We start from the raw sequence: 15,170 nt of genomic DNA on the forward strand, positions 1-15,170 counted from the left end.
TCTTTATAATTTTAATCCAAGAGTTAACAATTGCATTCCTGAAGGGGAATATCTTTCAAATCTATATGCGTAATCAAAAAATACTACAAAATTGCCTATTTTTCTACTTAAGCCAAAACCGAGGGAAAAGTCTAAATAATTTTGAAAAAGCCGAACTCCACCCCTTATAGCTAAACTCTGTTTAAATCCATCCGTTATAAAATACAACGGATATAATTCCGAACCAAGGTTGAAAAATTTTTCCCTACCTATATTGTCATATTCAATCGATGTGAAGAAAATATCTTTGATTGCATAGGTCAAACCAAGGCTTATCGTTTTGGGAAAGGTTTCAACAATTGTCCGTCCCTTTTCTTGATAAATTATTGAAGAATCCCATTTGTATTTTGCGTTGATGTCGTGAATGGAAGCGCCAACCGTGATGTTATCGTTAAACTTAAATAGGACACCAAAGTCAATCCCAAGAGTTTGTGTTTTCATCTCGCGGTAAAGTTTATTGTAATAAAATTTTAAAGATAATCCCGCGGACAGTTTTTCAATTATTCTATTTGAAAACGCGAAGCCCAATTGAAATTCACTTGTGCTGAGGTTTTCAATATGATGTCCATCTACATCTCTTGAATCAATATTTTTTACGCCAGCCCTGATCAAAAAGATTGAAAAACCAGCGGTTGGATATAGAGATTGAGTATAGTGAAGAAAATCAAGTTCTCTATCAAGCGATAAGATGCCGAAAGTAAGCGAAGCCATTTTTAAGTTTGAAAAAGGTAAAACCGCAGGATTATAGTAACCTGTCACCTCACCATAGATAACCGAATTCATAGCATTGCTAAGTGCTATGCCTCTTGAGCCAAAACCTAACCTCGAGAAAGAAGCGGTTGAAATATGTTGCGACACAACGTTTATCGCAAAAAGGTTGAAACACAGAAATAGCGCAATAATTTTTTTATTGAACAACGAGTATTTTACCATACATTTCTTTATCATCTATTTTAATTCTGTAAAAATATACACCATTTGGAACGACATTTCCAGCATCATCTTTCCCATCCCATATCTCATCATATTCTCTTTTACCGCTTCTCGATGCGTTTGAAATAAGAGTCCTAACTTTCCTCATAGAGAAATCGAAAATTTCTATCGTCACTTTGCTTTGTGCATTTTCGACGCTGTAATGAATTCGGGATGCTTCAAGCCATGGTGAAAATGGATTTGGATACGCATAAGTTTTGTTAAGTCCTTCAATTTTTTCATATGTTCTATAAATCGTCCAGTTATCTCCAAAAGTTATTGAATCTGTGAACTTAACTAACCCATCTGCGCTTCCAGCCCAGATTGTATCTCTTTGTACCCCAATTGAATAAAAAATATTTGTGTAAATAACTTGTCGAGAAGATGGATCTACTATTCTACTAGCTTTTTCCCAACTTTTCCCAAGATCCTTCGTTCGCCAGAGCCCGTTATCACTTACTGCGTAAACAATGGAATCTTTGAAAGCGATGTTGTGAACGAATTCCCCTAATAGTGTTGTCCGCCATGTATTACCACCGTCTTCTGAAAAGCTCAAAGCTTTATATTCCTCCGGATCGTTTGCGTTTATTGTTGCACCCCAGATTATGTTTTTTGTTTCATCGCCAGTGTTAATTTTTTGATTTCCAAGTGCAACAACAAAATTACCGGATATAGGCATAGATTGATTTTGATGATTAAACTTCACCCAGCTCCTTCCACCATCTGTTGACTTATTTATTCCATCAGCTGTGCCAACCCAGAGTATTGAATCATCAACAGAGATGACGGAGAAAACACGATGGTTATAATTTTTAACTGGGTTAAGTTCAAAACTTAACGAATCATTTGGATTAACTTGATTTAGATTATCTGGGGGCAAGATAACCCTTTGCCAAGTTCTACCCATGTCAGTTGACTTCCTTAATCCACCTGCAAAAGATGCTATGAAGATAGCATTGTTGGTCAACGCAATATCGTATATTATATTGTTAACTGTGGTCGTTACAGGTAAAGCTTTAATTTGATTTATTCCATACACTTCAACTGTATCATTTTTATCATCGATTGGCTGTTCCACCTTTGTCCATGTTTTGCCACCGTCGGTCGAATATACAAGACCCAAACCTTCGGGGAAGTAATTGTTATCTATCTTAACAGTTCGAGCTAAGGCAACCCAAACTATTCCATCTCTACAAGCGATCGCAGAGATTTTGCTTTCTCCGAACTCGGGTGTTTTGTAATAATTTTTCCAAGTTTTACCACCATCAGTTGTCATGCTTAAGCCTTTGCTTGTACCAATCCATACAGTATCGTTACAAACGCAGATGTTTGTCACTATATTGCCACCCGGTAAATCGGAAAAGTTTGATGCTGAAGCTTTGTTTTCAAAAGGGTTTAATTGATATGTAGTTTTAAGCTGTGAATATGAAAAATTTAGCAAAATTATGAAAGGTGCAAGCAGTTTCAGTCTCATATGACGCTCAGAAAGTGTGTTATGGTATTGCTTACAGCACCAGCTTTATCGATCGCTTGAAATTCAAATCTATAAGTGCCTTTTTGCGTGTTGGGTGGAAGTTGAATTATTATAGAGTAAATCCCATCGCCAGCTCTTTCATCGCCACTTATACCGCTTGCATTTCCATCGTCGTACATTTGAAATGGATTTCCCGATGAAGGAGAACCATCCGGTTTAAAGGAGCTAAAATAAACAGCTTTTATATCATTATCACCATCTAGGTCTGTGGCTTTTACTGTGATTTTTATGAGAACGGTTTGAGTTTGAAGGATAACTGTGTCAGGTGCATTTAAGTCAGAAATTATCGGTGGGCGATTTCCGCGATAAAGGTTTAAGTTAAAGTAAAATTCATTGCTTGTGAAATTGTTTTTGTCAATTGAGAAGATTCTTACCTGATAAATTCCAGATTCTTTTCTTTTGATTTTAAACTCAGGTTCACCGTAGAAAGTTGAATCATTAATTTTGTTAAGCTTTATCTGAACTAATGTGATCCCGCGCAAGGGATTTATAGCATAGCAAAAGGTCTCGTCAATGTCACCTTGTCCATCTTTATCGTAAACAATTGCGGTCGCTTTAAATTTTATTTTTAAAGTATCTTCAGGATTTTTTTCTGCCCCTACTAAAATCGTATCAAGATTAATTTCATTTGGTTCAATTTTAGCAAATTTTATAATTGGTGGATTAGCAAAGTTAATATCAATCACATTTAAATTTTCCCTTTCGCATGAGTAAAACAGCATAATGATCAGAAACGCAAGGATCTTTCGCATTTTTACTTTATCTTTATTGGCACAGGTGAAATTGATAAAATGAATATGGCGATAGCTACCCATCCAATTATTTTACGTTTTTTATCAAGCATTCCAAAAGTTCCAACAGGTGGATGTTCAATTTTAACGATAAAGTATAAAACGAACGCCCATACAAGCCATCCTGGCCAGCCCAAGTTTTGATCAAAGACCCCAAACAATCCAAATGCTATTAAGCTGAAGAAGAAACCCCGTGCAATATATCTATGCTTGTCTCCAAACATCGCGAAAATTATATGCCCTCCGTCAAGTTGACCAACTGGGATTAGGTTCATCGCTGTGACAAGTAATCCAAACCATCCAGCGCACAGGTAAGGATAGTGGTAGATTTCATTCATAGGTGGAATGAAAGCATCAGAATTTAATAATGAGAAAATTTTTCTAAATAGGAAGAAAAGAAGAGTATCGCCAAACGTTAAATCGCCTTCGGGCAATTGGGGAAGAAAGCGATATTCCGGGTGAATTTGGTAGAGATACTCTATATCGGGAAGATTTTCAAATCCGTAGATTAACACAAGCAGTGTTGCTATAAACCCAGCTATTGGTCCAGCAACACCTATATCAAAAAGGGCTTTTCTATTTGGGACAAATGATTTAATTCTTATTACAGCCCCAAGAGTTCCAAAATTTAGAATGAATGGAAATGGGGGAAATGGGATAAAATATGGGAGAGTTGTGACAACATTATGTTTTCTTGCTGCAAAATAATGCCCAAATTCATGTGATGCGATTATAAAAAGAATCGAAAAAGAGTAAGGCAGTCCAAAATGTAAATTTGTTAATTCAAAGGGGTCTTTAAGAACCCATTGAACCCCGGCGATCGTCACTGTGAAAAATGTTATGATGAATAAAAAGATGTGAAGAAAGTAGTTAGGTTTGTATTCAATGGTCTGGTACTGATACTCAGGAACGCTCATCTATATCCTGTTTTTTGTTCAATTTGAAGAAAAAAAGCGAAAAAAGCAAGTTTATAAAAATGTGAAATTATTAGACCAAGCATGGCAAATTTTCAACAAATCTTTTGTCAAGGACTTGAAATAAAATTAAAAATTTTCTAATTTTTATTTGGCATAAGTTTTGAAAGTAGCTTTTTATGACAACGAGGATTTGAAGATTGAGCTCGCTAAAGAGGCGAGCGTTAAAAAATAAAAAATTAAAAAGGGAGGCCTGCCATGTGGCAATTTTGGGCAACTTTAATGGTGGGACTTTGGCTCCTCTTGGGATCCGGTATAATGGGTGTTGCTGTTAAAAAGGAAGATTTTGATGTTATTTATCTTATCTTGGGTATCTTGGCTTTCGTGCTTGGTTTGTGGGTATTTGTTGGACCGGTTAAACCTTTGTTGAAAGTGTTTTCTGCGATTATTGGAATTGGTGGAATCTGGCTTGGCATTTCATCGTTTATTTCTGGGCTTCAGGGGATTGCCAACGCAATCATCGTTGGGATTGTATTCATCGTTCTTGGATTCTGGGGAGCTTTAACTAAACCGTCATCGTAAGGGAAAAATGCCCGGGGCAGCCTTGCCTCGGGCTTTTAAAAATTTAACCTACATGTGATGGGTTATAAAACCGCAATTGAATACGAGCCAAGATACATTGAACTTCACCGTAAGGGTATATTAAAAGAACGGGTTGGGATTTTAAAACAGATATTGAACGATTGTACACTTTGTCCCAGAAACTGCCATGTGAATAGAAATGCTGGAAAGAAGGGGAAATGTAGAGTTGGGAGTGAGATCATAATTTCGGGGGTGCATCCGCACTTTGGGGAGGAAGCATGTCTTGTTGGAACTCACGGTTCAGGGACAATTTTCTTTGCAAGTTGCAATATGAATTGCATATATTGTCAAAATTTTGAGATAAGCAGATTTAAACAAGGTGAAATTGTAAGCGTTTATACGCTTGCTGATTCAATGTTGTATCTTCAAAAGATAGGCTGTCACAATATAAACCTTGTAACGCCAACTCATTATGTCCCCCAAATCGTCGAAGCAATTGAGATCGCTGTTAACAAAGGATTAAAAATACCGATTGTTTATAATTGCGGTGGATATGAATCCGTCGATACATTAAAATTGCTTGACGGGATTATCGACATTTATATGCCGGATATCAAATATTCTGACAACGCAAATGGGTTGAAATATTCGGGTGTGCCAGATTATTGGGATGTCGTTAGACCAGCCGTTAAAGAGATGTGGAGGCAGGTTGGGGATCTTGAAATAGTTGATGGAATTGCTGTGAGGGGCTTACTTATAAGGCATCTTGTTTTGCCAAATAATATCGCTGGCTCCGAGAAGGTTTTTGAATTTATTGCTAATGAAATTTCAAGAAATACATATGTTAACATAATGGCACAATATAGACCATGCTTTAACGCTTTTTTAAAACCTGAGCTTGCAAGGAGGATAACAATTCAAGAATATAGGGAAGCTGTAAGAACTGCACAGAAGTTTGGTTTAAGGAGGATAGAGTTAAGTCCGTGGTATTAACAAAAGCAAATAAATTTATGGATTTCTTTGAGGTTTTAAAGAAAAGAAGATCGATAAGAAAATTTAAACCTGATGCAATTCCTGAGGATAAGCTTCAGCTGATTTATGAGGCGATCAATTCAGCTCCTTCCGCTGGCGATTTACAAGCGTATGAGGTTTTTGTTGTAAGGGACAAAGATAAACTTAAAAAACTTGCTGATTCTGCTTTTGGACAAGAATTCATAGGTGAGGCTCCGATTGCTCTTGTTTTTTGCGCAAATCCATCAAGGTCAAGATGGAAATATGGAGCGAGGGGAGAAAAACTTTACTCTTTACAGGATGCGACGATCGCATGTGCTTATGCACAGCTTGCTGTAACAGCGCTGGGGCTTGGCAGCGTTTGGGTTGGCGCCTTTGATGAAGATAAAGTCAGAAAAATAATTGGGGTCGGCAAAGACATAATTCCCATCGCAATTCTTCCAATCGGATATCCTGATGAATCTCCAGAACCAACGCCGAGAAGAAAGATAAGCGATTTGATACACGAGGTTAGTTAGACCGCTGTTTTACTTCATCATAGCTGCGGATTTATCGGGAGAGTTTGATTTTCATTTTTTGTTTGTTTAAATTTTTCCAAAAAAAGTGAAAATGAGGAGGAAAGCGATATTATTTTTTATAATCCTTCCGATCGTTGCAAGTGCCCAGATATTAACAGGATTTATTGGGGGCAATTTAGAAAAACAGATCGAATGGGAACAAAAGTTTTTAAAAATTCCAAAAGCTAGCAATTGTGAAAGACACTTATTTGTGCTCACAGAGGAACCACATCCTGCGGGAAGTGAAGCGGGATACAAAGTAGCTGAGTATATAGATAGCGTTTTTAAATCCTATGGTTTGAACTCAAAAATTGTTGATTATTGGGTCTATCTCCCGTATCCCCAAGACGTTTCAATTGAATTGGTTCAACCATATAAAGTTAAATTCGAATTAAAAGAGCCGACATGGCTCTGGGATAAAGATACATATGATGATAACATCTTCACATTCTTTAATGCCTATTCCCCAGATGGTGAGGTTGAAGCTCAAGTTGTATATGTTAACTACGGTTTGCCTGAGGACTACGAAAAACTTAAGGAAATGGGAATTAGTGTAAAAGGGAAGATCGTCATAGCAAGATATGGGAAATCGTTCAGAGGCGTTAAAGCTAAAGTAGCTGAGGAAAACGGAGCCATTGGTTTGATCATTTACTCCGATCCAATGGATGATGGATATATGAAGGGGGATGTTTATCCACGAGGTCCTTGGAGGCCTGAAGGTGCGGTGCAAAGGGGAAGCATTTATTATATGTTTGAATATCCTGGTGATCCATTGACCCCGGGCTATCCAGCAACTAAAGAGGCAAAAAGAATCGCACCGGAGCAGGCAAAAAGTTTGCCGAGGATTCCCACCATGCCCATCTCATACAAAATTGCAAAGGAAATCCTTGAAAATCTCTCTGGTCCAAATGTTCCCGAAGGATGGCAAGGTGGATTGCCCTTTGCTTATCACATTGGTCCAGGTCCAGCTAAAGTTAAGATGAGGATTAAATCTGAATGGAAAATAAGACAGATTAAAAATGTTATAGCGGAAATTCGGGGCTATGAGGAACCAGATAAGAAGATAATCTTTGGTAACCATCATGACGCATGGGTTTATGGAGCGGTTGATCCAAACAGTGGAACTTCGGTGATGCTTGAGACCGCAAGAGCTTTATCTGAGTTAATGAAACAGGGTTGGAAGCCCAAGAGAACTATTTTGTTTTGTGCGTGGGATGCAGAGGAATATGGATTGATTGGTTCAACTGAATGGGTTGAGGAAAATTATGATGATCTTGTTAAAAACGCGATTGCTTATATAAATGTCGATGTTGCGGTATCAGGGAAAGATTTTAGCGCAAGTTCAGTGCCTTCGCTTGATCGATTTATTGAGGAGCTGATAAAGTCTGTGGTTGACCCCGAAACAGGAAATACAATTTTTGCTGAAGCGTGGAAGAGACAGAACAAGTCTATCTCAAAGAATATTTCAAATCCGCCCGATACTGCAAGAATTAAATTTGGCAGATTGGGAAGCGGTTCAGATTATACTGCATTTCTTGATTTTGCTGGCATTCCATCGATTGACATGAGGTTCACAGGACCATATGGGGTTTATCATTCTCAACTTGACAATTTTTACTGGATGAAAAATTTTTGTGATCCTGATTTTAAATACCATGAAACGATGGTTAAAATAGTTGGCATTGCTTTGATGCGCTTAAGCTCATGTGATTATTTACCTTTCGACTATGTTAATTACGCAAATGAGATTGAGGGATACATAAATGAAATCGAAAAAGATTACGGTGACCTTCTAAAAGGGAAAGGGATTGATTTTACCAACATCAAAGAAAAGATTAAAACCATGAAGTTATACGCTGATTCACTGAAGATGAAGCAAAGAACATTTTTAACTCTTGATGTTTCCAAACTTGAACGAAAGTTCACACGAAAGGTTGGGCTTCCAAATAGAAATTGGTACAAGCATAGAGTTTATGCGCCGGGTTATTACCTTGGTTATGGAACGCAAGTATTGCCAGGGATAAATGAGGCATTGTCTTTTAACAATTTTGATGTTGCGTTGAAAGAAATTAAATTATTTGAGGAAATACTCGAAGATATCATAAAAGAAACTCAAAATCTTTTGAAACCAAAATTGGGGGTTAAATGAACATACTTGTAACTGGTGGAGCTGGTTTCATCGGTTCGCATGTCGTTGATTCTTACATTGAGCTTGGACACAATGTGATTGTGGTTGATAATCTTTCCACTGGCTCACTTGAAAATTTGAACCCGAAGGCGAAGTTTTACCAGCTTGACATAAGGGATGATAGGATCGAAGAAATTTTTAAAAATGAGAAAATCAATATCGTAAATCATCATGCGGCGCAGATGGATGTCAGAAAGTCAGTTGAAGACCCAATTTATGATGCGGATGTGAATATAATTGGAAGCTTAAAACTTTTGCAATTTAGCATAAAATATGGGGTAAAAAAATTTATCTTTGCCTCAACTGGTGGAGCAATTTACGGGGAGCAGGATTATTTTCCAGCGGATGAGGAACATCCGACGAGGCCACTTTCTCCATATGGTGTTGCGAAATTAACAGTTGAAAAATATCTATACTTTTACAAAGAGGTTCACGGATTAAATTATGTTGTTTTAAGATACGCAAATATTTATGGACCGAGGCAAAATCCACATGGTGAGGCCGGTGTCGTCGCTATATTTACAAGCAAAATGTTAAAAGGGGAACAGCCAATAATTAACGGTGATGGCCTTCAAACGAGGGATTATACATACGTTGGCGATGTTGTAAGAGCAAATGTTCTTGCTCTTAATTACGATAAATCCGACGTTTTTAATATTGGAACTGGCATTGAAACAGATGTGAATACTTTGTTTCATAAATTGAAAAATTTGACAAAGGCAAATTGCGATGAAGTTCATGGGCCCCCAAAACCTGGTGAGCAAAGAAGAAGCGTCATAAGTTATGATAAAATTTACAAAACGCTCGGATGGAAACCGGAGATATCTCTTGATGAAGGCTTGAGATTGACTGTTGAATTTTTCAAAAACAAATTTAAATCTCAAGGTGGTGCTTGAGTTCGTTCAGAAAATAACGGATGGAAATTTCAAGGCGATCTCAAAAGCAATATCGCTTGTCGAAAATGAACACGACGAAGCAAAGGAGTTGCTCAAGAAAATTTACAAATATACGGGGAAAGCTTATAAAGTTGGCATCACGGGTCCACCTGGGGCTGGGAAAAGCACGCTTGTTTTTCAGCTTACAAAACTTTTAAGAAATGAGGGTAAAAAAGTTGGAATTATAGCGGTTGACCCAACGAGTCCATTTACAGGCGGTTCACTTCTTGGCGACAGGGTAAGAATGAGTGAATTAGCTCTTGATGATGGAGTTTTTATAAGAAGTATGGCTACGCGTGGAAGTTTGGGAGGATTAAGTAAGAAAGCAATTGAAGCTGGAGATATACTTGACGCGGCTGGTTTTGATTATGTTATTTTTGAAACCGTTGGGGTTGGGCAATCGGAGCTTGACATCGTCAAAGCAGCTGATACAGTTGTCGTCGTTCTCGTCCCGGAATCGGGGGATTCAATTCAAGCGATGAAAGCTGGTCTTATGGAGATAGCTGATATATTTGTTTTGAATAAAAGTGATAGGGAAGGAGCTGATATAGCGGCGAATGCAATTAAAAGTGTGTTAAGTTTCAGGATGAGAAAAGATGAATGGGAAGTTGAAGTTATAAAAACAATTGGGAATGCTGGATTTGGGGTTGATACACTTTTAAATCAGATAAAAAAACATCGTGATTTTTTGTTCAGAACTGGTGAATTTGAAAAAAGGAGAAAGGAGAAATTAAAATCGAAGATTAAAGAAATAGTTGAGGAAAGGCTTCGTGAAAACTTTTGGACGCGGGATCGAGTTAAATTGCTCGATGAGAGGATCAGTTCCATTACAAACTCGCATATAAATCCAATTGAAATAGCTGAGGAATTAATTGCGCATTTTTACCAGCAAAACTCTCTATAAAAGAGCCAAAAGCTCTATTTAAAAATAACTTACGGTAAAAAGCCATGGATTTTTATTTAACCGAAACTCAAAAACAGGTTAAAAACCTTGCCCGAGAATTTGCCGAGAATGAAATTGCCCCACATATTAGAAAATTTGACGCCACAGGGGAGTTCCCAACGGAAATAATGAAAAAACTCGGTGAAATTGGTTTTCTCGGCATTACATTTCCAGAGAAATACGGCGGTGCTGGTTTATCTTATCTTGATTATGTTGTAATAATTGAAGAAATTAGCAGAGTTGATCCATCGATAGGCTTGAGTGTTTCGGCGCATAACGGGCTTTGCACAAATCATATTTTTATGTTTGGCAGCGAAGAGCAGAAGCAAAAATATCTCCCTGATCTTTGTACAGGTAAAAAAATAGGGGCGTGGGCTTTAACGGAACCGCAGGCTGGAAGCGATGCAGCAAATTTGTTAACATCAGCTGTTCGAGAGGGTGATCATTATGTGTTAAACGGAAACAAAGTTTTTACAACGCATGCTGGGGTTGGTGAAATAATCGTTGTCATGGCTGTAACGGATAAGAGCAAGGGCAAAAATGGCATCTCTGCATTTATAGTTGAGAAAAATTATGATGGTGTAATCGTTGGGAAAAAAGAAGATAAACTTGGGATGCGTGCAAGTGATACATGCTCTTTGACTTTTGACGGTTGTAGAGTTCCAGTGGAAAATTTAATTGGTGAAGAAGGGCAAGGTTATAGGCAGGCAATGGAAATTCTTGCTGGTGGCAGAATAGGGATAGCTGCTCTTTCAGTTGGACTTGCGCAAGGTGCTTTGGATTTAAGTTTAAAATATGCGAAGGAAAGGAAGGCGTTTGGAAAATATATCGCTGAATTCCAAGCGATACAATGGAAGATTGCGGATATGGCAACGCAAATAGAAGCAGCAAGATTGCTTACTTACAAAGCAGCTTACCTTAAAGATCAGGGGAAGGATTATCATCTTCATGCTTCAATGGCGAAATATTATGCAAGTGAAGTTGCCGTTAAATGCGCAAATGAAGCAGTTCAAATTTACGGTGGCTATGGTTATATCAAAGAATACCCAGTTGAGAAACTTTACAGGGATGCAAAACTTCTCACGATAGGGGAAGGGACGAGCGAAATTCAAAAAATTATCATAGCGAACAAAATTTTGAAGGAGTTATCACATTTAGATTAAATTTTTTAACTTGCGACCGCCACCGACAAAGCTAAAACTTGGGAAGCGCCTGAGCGAATAAGTTCTTTCGCACATTCATTCAGCGTAGAGCCTGTGGTTATAACATCATCAACTATGGCAAATCTTTTGCCAACAACAAAATCTTTATATTTTTCGTTAAGCACGAAAGCATCCTTGACATTTTCCAGGCGCTGTTCAAAGTTTAACTTTGTCTGGGTTTGAGTGTTCTTTTTTCTAATAAGCATGTCGTTTATGACTTTTACTCCTGTGACTTTGCTTATCCCTTTAGCGATTAGTTCGCTTTGGTTGTATCCTCTCTCCCTGAGTCTAATCTTATGAAGTGGAACTGGTAGGAGAGCATCTGCGCTGGTGAAGTCAACATCATGTTTAATTGCGTTGCCAACGATCTCCCCAAGCAATATACCGATGGTTCTTTTATTTTGATATTTAAGCTCATGAATTAACATCTGAACAATGCCTTCCTCTTTAAAATGAAAACAAGAAAAAGCCTTTGTTATATATCCATGGTTTCCAAATTTCAACTCAAAACTTTGCTTCATATCAATTGGCTCTACTTTTTCAATTTTATGGAGACAATCAAGACAAATTATTGTTTTCTTATCCTCAAGGTGTCGATGGCAAATTTCACATTCATAGATGAAGATGAAATCAAGGATTGAATCAAGCAAAAGCTTAAGCATCGTCGTAAAAATTTAACTTTCACTTAATTAATTCCTCCGCAATTTGGACGGCGTTAGTTGCAGCTCCTTTTCGCAGGTTATCAGCAACGATCCACAGGTTCAAAGCGTTTTCAGAGCTATAGTCCCTCCTTATTCTTCCGACAAAAACTTCATCCTTCTCATGTGAAATTAATGGCATTGGATATGCATTGTTATATGGATCGTCATATAAGACTATACCTGGTGAGTTATTTAAAACATCTCTGATTTCCTCAATTTCAAAGTCCTTCTCAAACTCTATGTTCACGGCTTCACTATGTCCCCCTATGACTGGAACACGAACACATGTAGCGGTAATTTTTATTGAATTGTCACCTATAATCTTTATCGTTTCCTTCATAATTTTATGTTCTTCCTTTGAATAACCATCTTCATAAAAGTTATCAATGTGGGGAATGCAATTGAAAGCAATTTGATGTGGAAATTTGGGGTTTAAAATTTTATCCCCTTTGATCTCGGCAAAAAGTTGATCTATTCCTCTTTTCCCAGCCCCAGTAACGGATTGATATGTTGATACCACTACTCTTTTTACCTTAAATTTATCGTGAAGTGGCTTTAAAACAACAACAAGCTGGATTGTTGAGCAATTTGGGTTTGCTATTATACCTTTGTGTTCAGAGATTTTTCCTTTATTAACTTCTGGAACAACGAGCGGGACATCATCTCTTAATCTGAACGCACTACTATTGTCTATAACAATGCAATTTCTTTTTACTGCTTCAGGAACAAACTCACAACTCACATCAGTGCCTGCAGAGAAAAAAGCTATCTCAACACCTTTAAATTTTTCTGGTGATAATTTTTCAACCTTTATGTCATCACTATTAAATTTCAACTTGCTTCCCGCTGATTTTTCCGAAGCAAGGAGAATTAAATTCTTAACCGGGAACCTTCGCTCTTCTAGAACCTGAATTATTTTTCTGCCGACAAGTCCAGTTGCTCCAACTATTGCAACATTATATTCGCTCATTTGCATGGTGAATTTATTTTTAAACTACCTTAAAATAGTTTCAAGTGCAGTTTTAAGATCAGTTTTTTCATCCCTATATTTTACAATTATTGGAGTATAGATTGAAAGAGCGTTTTCAACTGCGAAGTCGTTTTTCTGTATAGCCCTTGAGCCCATTACAACTATTGCATTTTCTGGAATTTCAAGTGGCTTTCCATTTCCAGATTGATAAATTTTTTCTCTTACAATATCATAAACTTGAGTTGATGCTGTTAATATCACACCAGCCCCTATAACTGCCCCTTTTCTTATAATTGTCCCTTCGTAAATTCCCGCATTTCCACCGATGAAAACATTATCCTCAATTATTACTGGAAATTGGCCTATAGGTTCAAGCACCCCACCAATTTGTGCAGATGCACTGATATGTACATTTTTCCCAATCTGTGCACACGAACCAACAAGGACATGCGAATCTATCATCGTTCCCTCATCAACATAAGCACCGACATTTATATATGCTGGTGGCATAATCACAACACCTTTTGCGATATAAGCTCCCTCTCTAATTGATGTTCCTCCTGGGACAATTCTAATCCCTGAATCAGGCGAGATTCTCTTTAACGGATATGTATGCTTATCAAAAAATTTAAAATTTTCATTAATTGACATATCGACAAGCTTGCCAATTTTGAAGCCAAGAAGAATTCCCTTTTTGACCCAATGATTTACAACCCATTGATCATTTATCTTTTCAGCTGCTCTTATCTTGCCTGTTGATAAAAGTTCTCTAAACTTGATGAAGATTTCCTCAGCTTCCTTTGGAAGATGAGAAGCATCGAGCTCATAAAATTCGACAATTTTCCGAGCAATAAACTCTACTGATAACTCCCTTTCTGTGAAATTCATAAAGATATCGCCAATTACTTTTCAATAAAACCGATGCTCACATTTTCTCTTTCGAGAACTTCAAAAAGTATGTTTCTTAATTTCTCTTTGTTCTTTTCATTCATTTTGACAAGGGGAAGGCGATATACCTCTTTAATTAATCCAAGCATAGCCATAGCTGCCTTTACAGGAATTGGATTTGTTTCAATGAAGTTTGCTTCCATAAGGGGAAGGAGTTTATAGTGAAGTTCTCTTGCTCTTTCAAGTTGCCCCTCGAGACAGGCGCTGACAAGCTGTTTCATTAGACTGGGGACTTCATTTGAAGCTACGGAGATAACACCATCTCCGCCGGCAAGTATTACTGGAAAAGCAAATGAATCATCACCTGAATAAACCTTAAATCCCTCCGGTCGATTTTTTATGATCTGCATAATTTGAATTAGGTTTCCCGATGATTCTTTAATCCCAACTACATTTGGTATTTCTTCCGCAATTTTTAAAGTCGTTTCTGCGGTCATATTAACCCCTGTTCTTCCGGGAACATTGTACATAATTATTGGTATATCAACGGCGCTTGCAACTTCAGCAAAGTGGGCATAAAGGCCTTGTTGAGTTGGCTTGTTATAATATGGTGTGATAGTCAAAATCGCATCTGCTTGAAGTTCTTTAGCATGTTTTGCAAGTTTTATCGTTTTCTTCGTTGAATTACTACCAGCCCCTGCTATAATTGTTATCCTGCCATTTGCCTGTTCAATTACAGTTTCAATAATTTTATATTGTTCTTCATCGGTTAAAGTCGCACTTTCTCCAGTTGTTCCAACTGGGACAATAGCATCAACTTTATTCTCAATTTGCCATTCCACGAGCCTTTTTAAATTTTCATAATCAACCTCACCAGATTCATTAAATGGTGTGACAAGGGCAGTGGCAAGTCCTCTGAAATTAAAATTTTTGTTCATATCTC

The 15,170-nt window shown here is 37.5% G+C and carries 15 protein-coding genes; 7 read left to right on the plus strand and 8 right to left on the minus strand.

The annotated features are described in order from the left end of the window. Positions 1-3: 3 nt before the first annotated feature. Genes AWW78_RS00500 through AWW78_RS00515 form a run of 4 tightly spaced genes read right to left on the minus strand, consistent with a single transcriptional unit; the run spans position 4 to position 4,253 of the window. Positions 4-897 (minus strand): hypothetical protein, encoded by an 894-nt coding sequence (locus AWW78_RS00500; RefSeq protein ID WP_141652004.1) that lies wholly within the window; start codon positions 895-897, stop codon positions 4-6. Positions 898-946: 49 nt separating this feature from the next. After that, positions 947-2,485 carry a WD40/YVTN/BNR-like repeat-containing protein gene (locus AWW78_RS00505; RefSeq protein ID WP_047133743.1) on the minus strand — a complete coding sequence of 513 codons (1,539 nt, stop codon included), beginning with the start codon at positions 2,483-2,485 and terminating at the stop codon, positions 947-949. Then, the gene (locus AWW78_RS00510; RefSeq protein WP_075426406.1) at positions 2,482-3,297 is read right to left on the minus strand and encodes a choice-of-anchor X domain-containing protein; all 816 of its coding nucleotides are present in this window, start codon (positions 3,295-3,297) and stop codon (positions 2,482-2,484) included. Before AWW78_RS00510 ends, AWW78_RS00505 begins: the two co-directional genes overlap by 4 nt. A 2-nt stretch (positions 3,298-3,299) precedes the next feature. Further along, entirely contained in the window at positions 3,300-4,253 is a 954-nt protein-coding gene (locus AWW78_RS00515; protein ID WP_047133745.1) for a site-2 protease family protein, read from the minus strand. Positions 4,254-4,508: 255 nt separating this feature from the next. Between AWW78_RS00515 and AWW78_RS00520 the strand changes: the two genes are divergently transcribed. The 7 genes from AWW78_RS00520 (at position 4,509) to AWW78_RS00550 (ending at position 11,629) form a co-directional block, all read left to right on the plus strand. Further along, positions 4,509-4,832, plus strand: a complete 324-nt coding sequence (locus tag AWW78_RS00520) for a hypothetical protein (RefSeq protein ID WP_047133746.1) — start codon at positions 4,509-4,511, stop codon at positions 4,830-4,832. Between the two features lie 57 nt (positions 4,833-4,889). Then, positions 4,890-5,825, plus strand: a complete 936-nt coding sequence (locus AWW78_RS00525; RefSeq protein ID WP_047133747.1) for a radical SAM protein — start codon at positions 4,890-4,892, stop codon at positions 5,823-5,825. A gap of 17 nt (positions 5,826-5,842) precedes the next feature. Continuing rightward, the gene (locus AWW78_RS00530) at positions 5,843-6,361 is read left to right on the plus strand and encodes a nitroreductase family protein (protein ID WP_047133748.1); all 519 of its coding nucleotides are present in this window, start codon (positions 5,843-5,845) and stop codon (positions 6,359-6,361) included. 91 nt (positions 6,362-6,452) lie between these two features. Then, complete coding sequence (locus AWW78_RS00535) at positions 6,453-8,549, plus strand: M28 family metallopeptidase (protein WP_047133749.1); 2,097 nt, start codon at positions 6,453-6,455, stop codon at positions 8,547-8,549. Further along, entirely contained in the window at positions 8,546-9,484 is a 939-nt protein-coding gene (locus AWW78_RS00540) for an SDR family oxidoreductase (RefSeq protein WP_047133750.1), read from the plus strand. The genes AWW78_RS00535 and AWW78_RS00540 overlap by 4 nt, the downstream gene beginning before the upstream one ends. After that, complete coding sequence (meaB, locus tag AWW78_RS00545) at positions 9,441-10,427, plus strand: methylmalonyl Co-A mutase-associated GTPase MeaB (protein WP_234697336.1); 987 nt, start codon at positions 9,441-9,443, stop codon at positions 10,425-10,427. The genes AWW78_RS00540 and meaB overlap by 44 nt, the downstream gene beginning before the upstream one ends. 44 nt (positions 10,428-10,471) lie before the next feature. Continuing rightward, positions 10,472-11,629 (plus strand): acyl-CoA dehydrogenase, encoded by a 1,158-nt coding sequence (locus tag AWW78_RS00550; RefSeq protein WP_047133752.1) that lies wholly within the window; start codon positions 10,472-10,474, stop codon positions 11,627-11,629. Between the two features lie 5 nt (positions 11,630-11,634). Here AWW78_RS00550 and AWW78_RS00555 read toward each other — a convergent pair whose 3' ends face one another. The 4 genes from AWW78_RS00555 to dapA are packed head-to-tail and all read right to left on the minus strand — an operon-like array spanning position 11,635 to position 15,165. Continuing rightward, positions 11,635-12,330 carry a ComF family protein gene (locus tag AWW78_RS00555; protein WP_075425992.1) on the minus strand — a complete coding sequence of 232 codons (696 nt, stop codon included), beginning with the start codon at positions 12,328-12,330 and terminating at the stop codon, positions 11,635-11,637. Between the two features lie 19 nt (positions 12,331-12,349). After that, complete coding sequence (locus AWW78_RS00560) at positions 12,350-13,339, minus strand: aspartate-semialdehyde dehydrogenase (protein WP_047133753.1); 990 nt, start codon at positions 13,337-13,339, stop codon at positions 12,350-12,352. 24 nt (positions 13,340-13,363) lie between these two features. Next, positions 13,364-14,227: a 2,3,4,5-tetrahydropyridine-2,6-dicarboxylate N-succinyltransferase gene (locus tag AWW78_RS00565; protein ID WP_047133754.1), complete on the minus strand. Its 864-nt coding sequence runs from the start codon at positions 14,225-14,227 to the stop codon at positions 13,364-13,366. A gap of 14 nt (positions 14,228-14,241) precedes the next feature. Next, positions 14,242-15,165 carry a 4-hydroxy-tetrahydrodipicolinate synthase gene (gene dapA, locus AWW78_RS00570; RefSeq protein WP_047133755.1) on the minus strand — a complete coding sequence of 308 codons (924 nt, stop codon included), beginning with the start codon at positions 15,163-15,165 and terminating at the stop codon, positions 14,242-14,244. Positions 15,166-15,170 lie beyond the last annotated feature (5 nt).

Source organism: Candidatus Kryptonium thompsonii (assembly GCF_001535985.1).
Taxonomy (GTDB): Bacteria; Bacteroidota; Ignavibacteria; order Kryptoniales; family Kryptoniaceae; genus Kryptonium; species Kryptonium thompsonii.

Bases quoted from the DNA above. Each gene is read 5' to 3' on its own strand.
- AWW78_RS00505 (WP_047133743.1), bottom strand. From the start codon at position 2,485: ATGAGACTGAAACTGCTTGCACCTTTCATAATTTTGCTAAATTTTTCA.
- AWW78_RS00510 (WP_075426406.1), bottom strand. From the start codon at position 3,297: ATGCGAAAGATCCTTGCGTTTCTGATCATTATGCTGTTTTACTCATGC.
- AWW78_RS00515 (WP_047133745.1), bottom strand. From the start codon at position 4,253: ATGAGCGTTCCTGAGTATCAGTACCAGACCATTGAATACAAACCTAAC.
- AWW78_RS00520 (WP_047133746.1), top strand. From the start codon at position 4,509: ATGTGGCAATTTTGGGCAACTTTAATGGTGGGACTTTGGCTCCTCTTG.
- AWW78_RS00525 (WP_047133747.1), top strand. From the start codon at position 4,890: ATGGGTTATAAAACCGCAATTGAATACGAGCCAAGATACATTGAACTT.
- AWW78_RS00530 (WP_047133748.1), top strand. From the start codon at position 5,843: ATGGATTTCTTTGAGGTTTTAAAGAAAAGAAGATCGATAAGAAAATTT.
- AWW78_RS00535 (WP_047133749.1), top strand. From the start codon at position 6,453: ATGAGGAGGAAAGCGATATTATTTTTTATAATCCTTCCGATCGTTGCA.
- AWW78_RS00540 (WP_047133750.1), top strand. From the start codon at position 8,546: ATGAACATACTTGTAACTGGTGGAGCTGGTTTCATCGGTTCGCATGTC.
- AWW78_RS00550 (WP_047133752.1), top strand. From the start codon at position 10,472: ATGGATTTTTATTTAACCGAAACTCAAAAACAGGTTAAAAACCTTGCC.
- AWW78_RS00555 (WP_075425992.1), bottom strand. From the start codon at position 12,330: ATGCTTAAGCTTTTGCTTGATTCAATCCTTGATTTCATCTTCATCTAT.
- AWW78_RS00560 (WP_047133753.1), bottom strand. From the start codon at position 13,339: ATGAGCGAATATAATGTTGCAATAGTTGGAGCAACTGGACTTGTCGGC.
- AWW78_RS00565 (WP_047133754.1), bottom strand. From the start codon at position 14,227: ATGAATTTCACAGAAAGGGAGTTATCAGTAGAGTTTATTGCTCGGAAA.
- dapA (WP_047133755.1), bottom strand. From the start codon at position 15,165: ATGAACAAAAATTTTAATTTCAGAGGACTTGCCACTGCCCTTGTCACA.